General features: G+C 45.2%; 13 protein-coding genes and 1 tRNA gene. 7 read left to right on the top strand and 7 right to left on the bottom strand.

Translation table 11 applies throughout. From position 1 onward, the window contains the following. The first annotated feature begins 4 nt into the window (after positions 1-4). Positions 5-1,690 (top strand): DUF4135 domain-containing protein, encoded by a 1,686-nt coding sequence (locus PREMU_RS04800; protein ID WP_169311311.1) that lies wholly within the window; start codon positions 5-7, stop codon positions 1,688-1,690. Positions 1,691-1,700: 10 nt separating this feature from the next. On the opposite strand, the gene PREMU_RS15560 is transcribed toward PREMU_RS04800, so the two are convergent. The 3 genes from PREMU_RS15560 to PREMU_RS15570 are packed head-to-tail and all read right to left on the bottom strand — an operon-like array spanning position 1,701 to position 3,176. Further along, positions 1,701-2,171, bottom strand: coding sequence for a transposase (locus PREMU_RS15560; RefSeq protein ID WP_244863867.1), 471 nt, complete (start codon positions 2,169-2,171; stop codon positions 1,701-1,703). Further along, entirely contained in the window at positions 2,114-2,788 is a 675-nt protein-coding gene (locus tag PREMU_RS15565) for a transposase (protein WP_244863869.1), read from the bottom strand. Before PREMU_RS15565 ends, PREMU_RS15560 begins: the two co-directional genes overlap by 58 nt. Next, the gene (locus tag PREMU_RS15570; protein ID WP_050796365.1) at positions 2,736-3,176 is read right to left on the bottom strand and encodes an ISAon1 family transposase N-terminal region protein; all 441 of its coding nucleotides are present in this window, start codon (positions 3,174-3,176) and stop codon (positions 2,736-2,738) included. The genes PREMU_RS15565 and PREMU_RS15570 overlap by 53 nt, the downstream gene beginning before the upstream one ends. Between PREMU_RS15570 and PREMU_RS04820 the strand changes: the two genes are divergently transcribed. The 5 genes from PREMU_RS04820 (at position 3,175) to PREMU_RS15580 (ending at position 8,002) form a co-directional block, all read left to right on the top strand. Then, a complete protein-coding gene (locus PREMU_RS04820; protein WP_040558007.1) occupies positions 3,175-4,410 on the top strand; it encodes a lanthionine synthetase LanC family protein in 1,236 nt (411 codons plus the stop codon). The genes PREMU_RS15570 and PREMU_RS04820 overlap by 2 nt on opposite strands. Before the next feature lie 464 nt (positions 4,411-4,874). After that, entirely contained in the window at positions 4,875-6,908 is a 2,034-nt protein-coding gene (locus tag PREMU_RS04825; protein WP_007573546.1) for a TonB-dependent receptor, read from the top strand. A gap of 4 nt (positions 6,909-6,912) precedes the next feature. Further along, positions 6,913-7,518: a hypothetical protein gene (locus PREMU_RS04830; RefSeq protein ID WP_007573548.1), complete on the top strand. Its 606-nt coding sequence runs from the start codon at positions 6,913-6,915 to the stop codon at positions 7,516-7,518. Positions 7,519-7,529: 11 nt separating this feature from the next. After that, on the top strand, positions 7,530-7,796 hold the full coding sequence (locus PREMU_RS15575) for a hypothetical protein (protein ID WP_007573550.1): 267 nt from the start codon (positions 7,530-7,532) through the stop codon (positions 7,794-7,796). Then, on the top strand, positions 7,793-8,002 hold the full coding sequence (locus PREMU_RS15580; protein WP_223918559.1) for a hypothetical protein: 210 nt from the start codon (positions 7,793-7,795) through the stop codon (positions 8,000-8,002). Before PREMU_RS15575 ends, PREMU_RS15580 begins: the two co-directional genes overlap by 4 nt. Before the next feature lie 161 nt (positions 8,003-8,163). On the opposite strand, the gene PREMU_RS04840 is transcribed toward PREMU_RS15580, so the two are convergent. Continuing rightward, positions 8,164-8,248 (bottom strand) — tRNA-Leu (locus PREMU_RS04840). A gap of 222 nt (positions 8,249-8,470) precedes the next feature. Between PREMU_RS04840 and PREMU_RS04845 the strand changes: the two genes are divergently transcribed. Beyond that, positions 8,471-9,442 carry a metallophosphoesterase gene (locus tag PREMU_RS04845; protein WP_007573552.1) on the top strand — a complete coding sequence of 324 codons (972 nt, stop codon included), beginning with the start codon at positions 8,471-8,473 and terminating at the stop codon, positions 9,440-9,442. Here PREMU_RS04845 and PREMU_RS04850 read toward each other — a convergent pair. From PREMU_RS04850 to PREMU_RS04860, 3 genes are all read right to left on the bottom strand, one after another. Beyond that, a complete protein-coding gene (locus PREMU_RS04850) occupies positions 9,408-11,849 on the bottom strand; it encodes an AlbA family DNA-binding domain-containing protein (RefSeq protein WP_007573554.1) in 2,442 nt (813 codons plus the stop codon). The two genes, PREMU_RS04845 and PREMU_RS04850, sit on opposite strands and share 35 nt — an antisense overlap. Before the next feature lie 89 nt (positions 11,850-11,938). After that, positions 11,939-12,886: a cysteine synthase A gene (cysK, locus tag PREMU_RS04855; RefSeq protein WP_007573556.1), complete on the bottom strand. Its 948-nt coding sequence runs from the start codon at positions 12,884-12,886 to the stop codon at positions 11,939-11,941. Between the two features lie 89 nt (positions 12,887-12,975). Then, positions 12,976-14,271, bottom strand: coding sequence for an O-acetylhomoserine aminocarboxypropyltransferase/cysteine synthase family protein (locus PREMU_RS04860; protein WP_007573557.1), 1,296 nt, complete (start codon positions 14,269-14,271; stop codon positions 12,976-12,978). Positions 14,272-14,564: the final 293 nt, after the last annotated feature.

Here is a 14,564-nt window from a genome sequence, read left to right on the forward strand (position 1 = left end):
GAACTTGGAAAACAGGGAAAATGAAATTTTTCTGTATCCATACTATAGCTATGTCCAGCAAAAGATATCTTCCGTAGTCCCTAATGATACAATTATGGGTAAAAGCAATCATATCAATAGCCTGACATACCAAATAGTTTCTTACGCTTATGAAAATTACTTCAAATTCGTATATCCCTACGAATATAGGCTCGCAAAAAATAATAATTACCTCAGTGGGGACACTGACAAAGAACAAAACAGAGACTTTGTCGTTAATCTATCTTCAGAAGAAGAGTGGATAGAATACCTTTTCGAAAAGTACCCCAAACTGCTATACATGCTTGAAACTTACACGAATGGTATTATTCTATACCTGAAGAAGTTTCTTTCATCCTTACAAAAGGACTACCAGTTACTGAATTCTTTTTTCAAACTTGAGAATTCGGGAGTAGATGAGATTCAATTATTCAAGGGTGATTTACACAATGAGGAATGTGTATCTTCTGTATCGTTCTCTAATGGCGTAAAATTGTATTATAAACCTAGATGTGCAGCAAACGAAAAATTCTTGTCAGATGTTATTGACCTTCTTCGTGGTATGGGTTGGGATGTTAAATTGGGCATTCCCAAGTACATTGACGGATGCTCTTATTCATGGCATTTGCACATATCACCGAAAGAAATGACAAATAGAGACTCCATAAAGGATTATTATGAGAATCTTGGTAAATTGCAAGGTCTGTTTTATCTTCTAGGTTCTCAGGATGTTATTCCTGACAATGTTTTCTGTATAGCAGGCTGCACTTATCTTATAGATTGTGAGTCCATTTTGACGAAGCCGTACAGATATAAAGACAGTTCAAAACTTAGCATGTACTTGCAAGAATCTGTGATTCGGACGGGCATCTTACCTGACTGGATGTTCAGCAACGCCAATGAACGTAATAAAATATCTTCAGTTCTCTTTAAATTTGACGATAAGAACTGCCATCTTCCTAAAGTTAACGGTGCGTCTGTAGAAATTGCATCTGATACTTTGCAATATTTTGAAAATGGATTTGAAGAGGCTTGTAATTTCTTTATTGCGCATAATGTGGAGATTTTTAACTTCTTAAATTCTTATAATCCATTGCGGATAACGGAGAGAGTGCTGCTACATCCGACGGTAATATACACCCTTATCTTAAGGGAAATGGTTACTCCGCCTTATCTTCATGGAACCGAGAACATCAAAAAGCTTATAGAACCGATAGTCAGAGAAGAATCATTCGGTTCCGAAAGAAGCAGAATCATCGAATCTATTTCCGATCAAATTGAATCAGGAAATGTTCCGTTCTTTTACACAATGTCAGTAGACCCATCGTTATACACATTACCACATAAAACGGTTATTAAAAATTGGATATCAAAAAATTGTGAAGCTTTTTATTCAATAAAGAAAAGACTTCAGTCTTTGAACAGAAAAAGAGAGAATGAGCAAATTTCAATTATTGATGAATCTGTCAACTTCTTTCTTGATGTTAAAGACAGAAGACAAAAGGAAAAACGTATATTGCCAACTGATGGAAATGTCTTGGACGGACAATCCATAATGGAAGCGATTGAACGTATTGACAAGGAAATTCAAAACAGAATGATAGATGTAGACGAAGAGCTTGGTTTTGTATGTAGAACAAAAAACGGCTCAGTACCAATAGTCCGTGGATAGATTAACTTTATTATCCGAAGATCGTTGCAACTCTGTACATGAAGAAAGGAAGGTCTTGTACACCTCTGACTTGTGCTCTGAAGCCCTTCGTCTTTGAGTTGAGGGACTCTGCAGAAGCATTGGTCGATCTGTTGTTAAAGTAGTTAAGAACTTCCTCCTCTCTGTACTTGATAGCATCCCTGGCTACTTTGATCTCACGCAGGTTGGAGTTAGCTACACGCTGATACCACTCATGCAGTTTCACTCTTGCAGTCTCCTTGTTAAGGCTCTTATCTCTGAAGATAGCTCTAAGACTGCACACATGTCCGTATGCTTCCTTTATCTTCGGATGCATGTCGAACAGCAGGTTGGCTCTTTCCCTTTGCTTCTCGCCCCATTTGTCACCGCTTTGCGTAAGTAGGTACCGGCTCCTCGTAAGCAGTTCTACATGAGTATCACCGTTGGACAGTTCTTCGGGCTTGAACCGCTGATTAAGTCGCATCGGCTTACGGCCACGCTTCTTGCCCTTGTAGTTCTTCGGATGGTTCTTCCTGTAGTACTTGCGGCGTTTTGGCACGCTTTCTCGTAGTTTTTTTTTCTGTGTTCAGTTCTTTCTGTTTTGTTTCTGCTCCTTTTATGGCTTCGCGCTTTCTCTCTCAGACGGACCTCCTCTACGGCATCTGTACAGCGCTTGATGATGTGGAAGCAGTCTACGACAATCTCTGCGTTAGGGAACGCTTTGGTGGCTATGGTATACATGCTGTCTGAGAAGTCCATCGTAACCTCTTTTACAGCAAGACGTTTCTCTTCAGGTATCTGCATCAGGACCTTGATGACATCAGACGCCTTAGTTCCGCTCACAGAGGCAACAAGAGTACCGTGCTTACCGTGTCCTGCCTTGTTGGATACAAACGTCCTGAGGTCTTCATGAAGCAGAGTCTCATCGATACTCAGGCAATCTCCCATGTTCTCAGGAAGCAACACCCACTCAGCCGCGTGGTCAACCTGATCCCAGTCTTTGAAGCCGCTCAGACAGTCCTTATACGCCCGTTCAAGTTGGCGACCGTCAATCTTGTAGATCTGCGCCACGGAACGTGCCGTGACCGGGTACGTATCCAAATATTTTTTTTAAGACATCAGCGAACTCCTTCGAGTAGCTGGTGCCGTTGGCAACTAAATCATAGCGATTAAGAACTACATTATGGCCTTCACTGTCTATCCATCGGCGACGTCGCACATGCAGGATGACCTTGCGGTCACGTACAGGGAAGTCTGTCACTTCACGGCTCTCTGTGAATCCGTTAGGCTTAAGGTCATGCCACTCATCAGAGCGTGTATCTCGCTCATCAAGATAGATGTGGAGCTTGATCTTCTCTGCTCCGGTCTCTGCATATTTACCTGTATGCTCTTCGCTGACGTCTGTCACGTCAAAGAAATCCAAGATACCATCTGGAAGCAGAAAGCTAGCCAGAGTCTTATAGTCGAATGTAGAAGTCTTCTTTCCCATGAGTGCAAAGGTAATGCTTTCTCATTGCATTCATCACACAGACAGACAAGAAAATCAACTACAAGCTATAGATTTAATCCACGGAATATTGAAACTGTGCCCAAAAAACACTTATGACGGGAAATTTCAGATTTGTCTTATGAATGATTCCCTATATGACGGACTTGCTGGAGTTTGCCTTTTTTATAATACCCTGTATGGTTATAGTCATAATCCAAAACACAAGGAAATCGCTGGCAGAATATTCAGCCAGTTGTGTAAAAGTAGAGAAGAAAGTTATAAAGGTGTAGACACTGAATCAATACCTATATCACCATTATCCGGTATTACCGGCTTAGTGTATATAATGGAGCGGTTTAATGAATTATATGACAAATCCGTTTATTCTTCGATAGTAGATGAAGTAAAGAGATTGATACCCCAAACCACACAATATGATTTCATGTCTGGTCTGGCCGGACTAGTCCTGTTTATTGTCCAATGTAAAAAGATTGGAGAACGTGACAGAACAGATATTCTGATGATGTGTGCTGACAGGCTGACAACTCTTGAAACCGAAAAAGGTGGAATTGCTTACTGGACATATAATGAGGGTAATGATATAATTGGAAGAAAGAAGATGGTCTTGGGCGGATTCGCCCATGGAAGTTCGTCCATGTCCTTGGCAATGTTTCTATTGTACAAGCATCTTGGAGATAGCAAGTATTACGAGGTTTACCGACAATCTCTTTTACATGACAGATCCTTTTACTCGGAACAAATAAAAGGGTGGATAGACGGCAGAAATCCCGAAGTTCCTGTTGACAGTGGAAGTTGGTGTCATGGAGCAGCGGGAATTGCACTTTCAAGGCTCATTTTGATGTCTATGGGTTGTCAAGATCCTTATTTGCGGAAAGAGTTGGAAGTTGCTGTAGGACAAATACGAAAGAGAATTGGATATAATCTTTCTGTATGTCACGGGTCTATGGGCAATTTGGAAGTCTTGCAATCTATAATGCGTCTGAAAAAGGGTAACGGTTCTGATTGTATAGGTTGGATAAATGCGATAGCGAAATCGGTATACCAAGGGAATGATATAATTTGTGGAGATGATAACAGAAACAGTCAGGTGGGATTGTTTATGGGATTCGCCGGTATAGGCTATCAGTTCCTCAGATTTTACGACTGGAAAAATGTCCCGAGTCTATTATGTCTTGAGGTTACGCCAAAAATAAGCTTACTGCATGGAGAATAAGACGGAAGCCATTAAGGCTTTCTATGTAAAACAATTTAAAAATAAAAATTATGAAGAATTTCTGTCAATTGAAGTCAGTGGTAACTGACGAGTTCTCAGTTCTGAGTAAGGATTCCTTGATCCTTATCCTAGGTGGTCAATCACACAATGTGGCGGCTGGTGCATCGTGCGGTTCATCTGGCAGCAGCAAGGATTGTGACGGGACAGCCGTCTGTAACTGCAGATGTCCCATCATAGTACACAAACCAGTAGAAAAGCCTTCTCATGAGTAAAGGGTATCACGTTTAGTTCTCTTCCATTTGGGTGAAGGCATATTCAAAAGCTATGAATAATGCTTTCACCCAACTTTGGCAGTATTGCAATGGAGGTCTAAGCCGTTGACATGATATTCTAGATTAAAAATTCAGATTTTCTCAAAAATTAGTATTTTTGCATTCATGAAGGAAATAATCTTATTAGTAATCATGTGTTTTCTTGCAACGAAAGGCATTAAAGCGCAGACTGACAGCATTAAGACTGACACGCTGCAGGAAGTGGTGGTGACGGCTGACGGCCAAATTGAAACAGCCGACAAGGCGGTACTGTTGCCAACTACTCTTGAGAAGAGACACTCCACAAACGCTTTTGATTTGCTAAGTGTGATGCAGCCGCCCGAGCTTGACGTGTCCTCACGGACGAGGAACATCACCACCCACAGTGGCGGAGAGGTCGTGTTGTGCATCAACGGCATGGAGGCATTGCCTGAGGATGTGGCGGCTTTGCGCGCCAAAAACATACGCAGCATAGAGTACATACGAACGCCAAGCGGCAAGTATGCCGGCAAGGCCGGACTGGTGAACTTCATCACCGTGAAGATGGATTACGGAGGAAACGTGTACCTCTCGGCGACGGAGGGGCTGGCCTACAAAAACGGTGATTACCTTGCTTATACCGATTTCAAACGGAAAGGCCTCACGACGTCACTTACTGCGTCCGGCGATTGGTCACATGACAACAGTTATACGGACGGACAAGAATCATTCAGATTTACTGACCAGTCAGCACTGCTACGGGATTACGCCTCTCCTTCATCCATAAGAAAGAACAATGACCAAGCCGTGAGACTGCGTGTGACCTCAACAGGAAAGAACCACCGTTTGAACGCTTACGTCAGTCTGAATCGCCAGGCTGTGCCTAAAGCGGAGACCAATATAAATACCACATATTCCGGAAAGTCTGAGGGTCAGACCAAGAGACTCACTTCATCGGACGGCCGGAATCTCTCTCCCACACTATACGCCAACTATACTGTCTGGTTGCCCAAGAACCAGACTCTCGACTTTACCATGTCAGGCTCATTCGGGCATAACAGGTATAACAGTCGATATACGGAGACCAGACAAGACGAGTTGACTTCCTCCGTGAAAGAGAATAGCAATTCCGTTCAAGGCAGCATCCAATATCTCAAGTCGTTGGAAGGTGGCTTAAACATCTCAGGGTCTTTGCAACATGACCACAACCATTACAAGGATACCTATTCGGGGTCTTCAACGGGAGTCCAGCGTTTGACAACTGAAGGGACGATGGCTCTGCTGCAAGTCAGCAAATACAGCCAAAAGTATTATTATTACGTCTCAGCCGGTGTCTCCAATTCCGCGGTATCTCTCAATGACGTTCATTACGACTATTGTGTTCCCGTGGCATTCTATGGTGGAAATTACGCTTTTAGCGACAAGCACTCATTTTCCCTGAATGGCCTGTTCACACATACGCTTTTCAGTCCGTCGGACAAGAACTCAATGACTGTTCCCACATCGTTCTTTGAGGCCACATGCGGCAATCCAGACCTGAAACCCATGAAAGTGTTGGGAAACACGCTCTCTTATAACGGGCAGGCTGGGAAGTCACGTTTCTCCATATCCTACGCCAGCAATATTTACTTCGACAATATCCTGCACCGGTATACTGCTGACAACAGAATGATTTTCGATACGCGTGTGAATGACGGCACTTTCTACGGAAACATGCTCTCCGCTTCGTACACGTACAACTTGTTTGACAACCGCCTGCGTCTCAGCGCAACCGCCATTGAAGAGTACAATATGCTCCGTGGCGAAACTTATGACATGTCACGCAACATTTTCCGTTTCAGAGCCTCTGCTACATACCTGACTGGCGACTGGACGCTGCGTCTTGGTTATCGGACACCATACACCACACTTGATATCCGGGAGCCCTATCTTATCAGCCGCCGTCCGGTATATGAGCTGCTGGCAAGATGGAATCATAAGGATTGGTCAATTGAAGCCTTGGTGCGCAATCCGTTCTGCCGGTACAACAAGCAGCATATGACTATGGACTACGGCTGCTACAACCGTGATTTATGGAGACACAGCGAATCGGACGGGCGCAATATCAGCCTGACCGTAACTTACAGTCTCGGATATGGCAAGAAGACAGAGCGTGGTGATACGGAAATAAACAAGACCGTGAACAGTGCCATTATGAAAACGTATTGAATATATGAGAAAGACCATTTTCATCATCATCGCAATAATCGTCGTATTGGCTGGAATTGACTGGGTACATGCATGCAGCAAGGACAGGTCGGGCAAGGATATGTTTGCCAGGCTATTGACCTATGCGGATATGTATGAATATAAAGACCCTGATTTTGATTACGTTATTCGTGTGCCGTCATTTTTCGTAAAACAGCCCGACTCACTAAAGACAGAGAAAGGAAGCATGCGTTTTGAATACAATGACCAGTGGATAAACGTTGTCATTGAAAGCCGTGTGGTTTACAACAGAGGTCATTTGCTACGGAACAGTTGCGATTCCATAATTCACACCCTTAAAGCGACAAAACATAAAGTCGGAAGGAATTACGTGATTTTTTCCGGGCCACAATATGAGCAGGGAGAGGTTGTCGACGGCTACAGCTATTACACTAAGGTGATGGAAAACAGAAAGCTGTGGTTTGTCTGCACAATGATATATCCAGATGACTACAAGGATGTCCTCACACGTATGTTCAAGGAGATAAACTCATGGCAGATATGGGAGCGCCAACGACCAGAATTGAAACAGGGAGAATCCCAGACACCAGGATACAACAGTCTTAAATAGCGACTAAAGACATGAACGACACAATAAGTACAGACAATATAGAATTACGTAGCGAGAAAGTACGTCACATCATCGGGAAAGTACCGCCGTTGCTTGTCCGGACGGGGACAGTCGTCGTTACACTGATAGTCATAGCCCTGGCTGTAGCTTTCTACACCATCCGCTATCCGATAACGATAGAGGTTGAGGGCAGAGTCATGCCTCACGACACCCTTCAAATCGTTATCCCTTATAAGTATCTCTCTCTCTCTTCACAGAGCCACGGCAGGTCAGTGTGACTTATGAAGGAGAAGACACGGATGTCCGGCCTCATGTATATTCCATCACATCCTTTAGCCGTAGGCTGCTGAGCATAGGGTCAGACAACTACTTTATTGCCAAGGCAAGTATAGCATCAGACAAGAGCCATGTTCAGCTTGGTCAGAAGACGGAAGGACAGATAATCGTCAGTGACAAGACCCTATGGCAGCAGGTATTCCGATAAATTGCGAACACCGAACATCGTTTATAGAATACAGTGGTGAAGTTTAAGAGAATAAAATTCAACATCAGGATGGCTTCCATCGAATTAACTCGGCAAAAACTCGGCAAAAATCTAAAGGTAAAAGGCTAACTACTTTAAAATAAAGCAGTTAGCCTTTAAAGTGGTGCGCCTGACAGGACTCGAACCTGCACTGCGTAAACAACTAGATCCTAAGTCTGGCGCGTCTACCAATTCCGCCACAGGCGCTTTGCGAATGCAAAGGTAGAAAGATTCTTGCAAATGAACAAGTAAATCCTGATCAAAGTGAATGGTTTCTGTATGTCGTGTATAAATTAAAGGATTTTTGTGGAAACAGAATGGATATTGATGTAGTTAGTCTAATTCGTGGTAAAATGTATTCCATTTCTTATCCCGAAAGGCTTATATATCCTGAATTTTATGTAAATTTGCCATCTAAATATCACGACCATGGACATTAAACTGCGGCACAATTCGAAGATGCGGCTTTTGTTTGGCGCGTTTCTTCTCATCGCTCTTCCTGGGCTTCTGTTTATCCTTGTATGGCCTTTTGCGGGTTGGGAGGTGGCGCTGGTCTTACCATCAGTGTGGGAACTGCTGATGGTCTATGGTTTTTTCTTTGGCTGGAGGCATATCATTGTCAGACGCGCTACTTGCACATCGTCGTTGCTTCCTCGTGCTTTCGATGGCTATAAGGTGTTGCAACTTTCTGATATCCATATTGGCACCTATCTACGCAACCGCAGTTTTATCGATAAGCTTGTGCGCATAGTCAATGATCAGCACGCTGATCTTGTGGTGTTTACGGGTGATCTTGTCAATGTCTCTGCCGAGGAAGTCATTCCTTTCCAGCATGCCTTGGGGCAGATACAAGCTCGTGACGGCATTTTCTCTATTATGGGTAACCATGATTATTGTGAATATATTCCTGTGAAGACGGAGCATGACATTGAGAAGAACCAGACGGTGCTACGATATTTGGAAAGGAAGATCGGTTGGCGACTCCTTCTCAATGCGCATGCCTTGATTCGACGTGGCAACAGTGAAATAGCCATTATCGGTGTGGAGAACATCAGCCGTCCGCCTTTTCAGGACTATGGCGATCTGAAGAAAGCCATGGCTGGACTCCCAAAAGGTATGTTCAAGATTTTATTGAGCCATGACCCCAGCCATTGGCGTCGTGGCGTGCTCCATCAGACCGACATCGCCCTGACGCTTTCTGGTCATACCCATGCCGGCCAGATACGTGTAGGCCATTGGTCGCCCTCGCGTGCCGCCTATCAGGAATGGGGAGGTAAATACATTGAAGACGGTTCCATGCTCTATGTCTCAACCGGCATTGGTGGCACCGTGCCTTTCCGCATTGGTGCCTGGCCCGAAGTGAATGTCATAACCCTTTGCGTTGCTTCACGAGTTTCATGAGCTTGTCGTCCATCTTCATTGTAGCCCCACTGGTGCGGTAATAAGACCGTGCGATGCCCTCGGGGAGAAAGTCCTCCTTGAATGAGACAATGCCGTTTTCATAGGGATGGATGCGAATGCGCAGCAAGTCTTCGCCTTCGTTGTTGCGCTCTATCACATAGAAGATGACAGTGGAAGTGACATCGATTCCTTCCACGTTATGGTCGTCGCGGAAGGCATTGTCAATGATCGTCTTGATATAAAGGCGGAAGCTATCCATCGTTTGGTTGCCAATGAGCCGATGCGCATAAAGGTACTCCATGTCGTTTTTCAGTCCCACTGCCATTCCGTAATCGTTGACACCTATAAGGATCTCTCCTCCTGAGACAGTATTGAGAAAACCGCATACAGCCTTGAGGATTGCCCATTTTTGTAGAGACGGGTCGGCTTGCATATTGTTACCCGGCGGGAAAACCACTGAGGTCTTGAATTCCAATGTATCACTCTCCTCGCCATAGTCGGTATAGTTACGTGTGATGTTGTGATAAATATCTGAAACACCAATATATTCAGCAATACTCTTCTTGATACGGTTCAACTCTGTGGGCTCCAGTTTCCCCCGCAGCACGTTGGAAGCCGAAATCATTTCGTCAAGGTAGTCAGCATTGATTTCGTGTCCGGGAGAGAGTTGCAGTCGCTCCACATTCAAGTCCTGAAACTTGGAAAGTTGCTCTACAATATTCTTCTCTTTGCTCAATAACGGCAGGTGGGGGAGTGTGTCGTCATCACGCAATGACAGTGTCGACGCGGTTTGATCGCCCAATGCAAAGTGGATAAGACATTCCTCGTAGCGCATTTGCTGGCGAAAGAAGGCCTTGCTCAGTGTGTCAGACACCACAGCGGCCATAAATCTTGCCGCAAAGAGACATAGGTATCGTGTTGTGCTGTTGTTGGCGACTTGTGCATAACGATAAAGGATATGGATAAGTAAGGGTATTGTTGAGGGAAGAATGTTCTCAGCCTTGCGGGCGGATTGTTGCTCTTCCGGTGACTCATAATAGTAATCCAGAAAGGCATCTATGAAGGTATGACGCGTTTGAGAGATGAAATTGTCGTAGGAACCTTTAAATAGAGGCGGCTCATTCATCACATATTTACCATTGATCACCCAGTTGCCGCTCTTGTCTTTCTTCGAGTCGCTGATCTGAATTCGCACAGGCATTCTGTTCTTTACCGCTTGGCGAAGCTCATCAGTGAGTCTGCCCAATACATTGACCTGCATGCCTGAGTCTGTGAGCCAGCGGTTACCATTGCCTTTGGCATATTCCATGAGGTGAATGGCATCGCAGATCTGTGGATTAGCATTTGCGATATAATCTTCATTGAACTCCTTGAAAACTTGTGCATCAATGATAAAAGGATAGTGGTCAATGGACTGCTTTCTCACTCGGAGTACATCGCCGATTTGAAGAATGTCAATGAAATTATCCTTGGATATTGAGAAGATGTCACTGTAATAATTAAACAGGTTGTAAGGTATAAAGACGCCACCCCTCACCTTTTCATAATCAGGATCGATACTTTCACATTCCACGAATCCATATTTAATGGCAAGCACTCTCACCTTCAACATGTCCCCGCTTTCATAGTATTTCAGATTTTTCTTAATGCTTGGGCCTACATTGTCGAGTCCGCGCACCAAATCGGTACAAGTGTCTATGAGCTCCGGGAAATCGGTTTTATTGGTCTTATCTGTCCGGTGAACCAAAACATTCACGTTGAGGGGCAGACGAAACTGAGAAGCTAAGTCGCCTTTGTCGAAATCTTGTTTATTCATCGGCAGCAGGTTGATGTTGCCCTTATCTATCGTTAACAACCCTTTCCCTTCTATATAATGATAGCCTTCATAGGGTGATTCCTTGAAGACCGTTTTACCGGTCTTCTGACAGAATAATGAAAGAGAGAATTGCGGAATTCTTTCTATATCATCCCAATTGAAGCCATAGACCACGACCTTTTTGTTTTCCGCGCAACAGGTGGCCACTTTTATTAAATCAGAAAGCAATGACGCATCAGGGGCTTTCTCCACGCTTAGCAAGATGTTGCATAAGGCTGCCAAGGCGCTATCGTCGGTCAGGCCTTTCTTTTGTGCTGCTAATAGATAAGAAGCAACCAGTCCGACATTCTTTTTCAGTTTAGTCTCTTCCCACTGTAGTGCAATGGGGTGATACACTTTATCCTTGTCAACCAGACAGCAGATGTCGTCAACAACCTCCTTCAAACAAAGAAAGGTCTTATTGAATTCACTGTCTTTGGTCTCTCTCTCCGCATCATAATAATAGCCTCGGAGATAGGGGAGCATCTTCTCATAATTGTCTATGACATATTCCTTGCGAACCTCAAGCCAAAAAGCCGGTTGTTGTCTCATAAAAAAACTGATTTTAGTAACTCTTACAAAGTTACTAAAATCAGTTGTCTTTCTTTGTTTTTACGTCTCTATTTTAAGTTTTTTACGACTTAGAGAGGATATTCGTCAAAGGCATAGAGCACGGTGGATAGATAGCGCTCGCCTGTGTCGGGCAGGAGAGCAACGATGTTCTTACCCTCATTCTCAGGACGTTTGGCGATCTCGGTTGCTGCAAAGACAGCCGCTCCGGAAGAGATGCCAACGAGAATACCGTCTTGTTGAGCGATTTGCCTGCCTGCACGGATGGCGTCGTCATTCTCTACGGCAACAATTTCGTCAATGACCGATGCGTCATAAGTCTCTGGAATAAATCCGGCACCAATGCCTTGAATTTTGTGTGGGCCAGGATTGCCGCCTTCCAAAACTGGAGAAGCGGATGGCTCTACGGCCACAACCTTCACATTAGGGTTGTTTTCCTTCAGTCGCTTGCCAATGCCAGAGACGGTACCGCCTGTACCTACGCCAGCCACGAAGATGTCGACCTTGCCGTCAGTGTCTTCCCAGATTTCCTTACCCGTTGTCTCATAGTGTTTCTGTGGGTTGGCGGGATTCTCAAACTGCGCCAGGATAACTGCGCCCGGGATGGAGTCACGTAGGCGCTCGGCCTCGGCGATGGCTCCTTTCATGCCAGCGGCACCAGGAGTGAGCTTCACTTGCGCGCCATAAGCCTTCACGAGGTTGCGACGCTCTACGCTCATGGTCTCCGGCATGGTCAGGATGAGCTTATAGCCCTTTACAGCGGAGACCAGTGCCAAGCCTACTCCTGTGTTGCCACTCGTGGGCTCAATGATGGTAGAGCCTTTTTTCAGTTTGCCGTCATGCTCAGCAGCCTCGACCATGGCCAGGGCAATGCGGTCCTTTACACTGCCACCGGGGTTGAAAAACTCTACCTTGGCGATCACAGGTTTCTTCAAACCGCGGAGTTGTGAGTATTTCCGGAGCTCCACAAGGGGAGTCTTACCAATCAATTCGGTAATGTTATTATAAATCTTAGCCATACTATATTCTGTCTTTTGTGTCTATTTATTCCTATATTATTTGTGTCTTTCACGTTTCTCATGCATTGAATGCTTCGGACACTCTCGTTTTATTTCTGTGTGCTCACAGCCTTAAATGCCTGATCCAAGTCGTCGATCAAGTCCTGATAATGCTCTGTACCGATGGAGAGACGGATAGTTCCGTCGAAGATTCCCTGCTCAGAAGCCTCTTTGTCAGACAGCTCAGAGTGAGTGGTGCTCTTCGGATGGACGACGAGTGACTTCACATCGGCCACGTTTGCCAAATCGGAGAAGATCTTCAAGTGATCGATGAAGTCCCACGCTGTCTGCTGGTCGCCATCGATTTCAAACGTGAAGATAGATCCTGCGCCATTGGGGAAGTATCGCTCGTAAAGGTCATGGTTGGGATGGTCGGGCAGTGACGGATGGTTGATCTTCTTTACCAGCGGCTGTGACTTAAGATAGTCGATGACCTTGAGCGTGTTGAACACATGACGCTCTACGCGCAGCGAGAGGGTCTCCAGTCCTTGCAGCAGGATCCATGCGTTGAACGGAGAGATACAGGCACCCTCATCGCGAAGCAACAGCGCGCGTACACGGGTCACGAAAGGTGCGGGCAGCTTGCCAAAAACCAGACCGTGATAAGAGGCATCGGGTTGGGTAAAGCCTGGGAACTTGTTATTTTGGAAGTAGTCGAAATGGCCTCCGTCAACGATGACGCCGCCTAAACTTGAACCGTGGCCGCCGATGAACTTTGTGGCCGAGTGGACTACGATGTCAGCTCCGTGCTCGATAGGGCGAATGAGGTAAGGCGTGCCGAAGGTGTTGTCAATCACCAAGGGGATGCCGTGGCGGTGGGCTATTTCTGCAGAGCGCTCAATGTCGGAGATGTTGGAGTTGGGGTTGCCCAGCGTCTCAATGTACACGAGCTTGGTATTGGGCTGGATGGCTGCTTCTAAGGCATCATAATCGTCAGAATTGACGAAAGTGGTGCTGATGCCATATTTTTTCAATGTGTGCTTCAGTAGGTTGTAAGTGCCGCCGTAGATTGTATCGGTTGCCACCACATGGTCTCCGGCATAGGCCAGGTTGGTGATAGCATAGGTCACGGCTGCCGCACCGGAGGCAACGGCCAAGCCACCCACTCCGCCTTCAAGGGCTGCCACTCGGTCTTCAAAAACCCCTTGCGTGGTGTTGGTCAGACGACCGTAGATGTTTCCCGCATCTTTCAGATGGAAGCGGTCGGAGGCGTGCTGTGCGTTGTGGAAGACGTAAGAGGTGGTCTGGTAAATAGGCACGGCGCGTGCGTCGGTTGTGGGATCGGCCTGTTCCTGTCCTACATGAAGCTGAAGTGTTTCGAAATGAAGTTTTGTCTCGTTGCTCATAATCTCTTTGTTGTTTTTGATGCCGTCCGCATATTGTTATGATGTGTTTTCGGCGGTGATACGTTTATTGTTTTTTCATGTTGCAAAGTTATGGAGAATTTCCGGTATAGGCAATCCCACATTATGGGCATTCGTATACCATATATGTGGTATATTGCGTTTAAAAGCCGTTGATTATGGTAGTTTGATATCTTGTTTACAGTTTTTTAAAGGTCAGAAACAAGAAATGGTATTGGCATATCCGTACCTTTGCATTGAAATATCATTATCAATAATAATAAATAAGGTATATA

It is taken from the genome of Hallella multisaccharivorax DSM 17128, from assembly GCF_000218235.1.
GTDB lineage: Bacteria > Bacteroidota > Bacteroidia > Bacteroidales > Bacteroidaceae > Prevotella > Prevotella multisaccharivorax.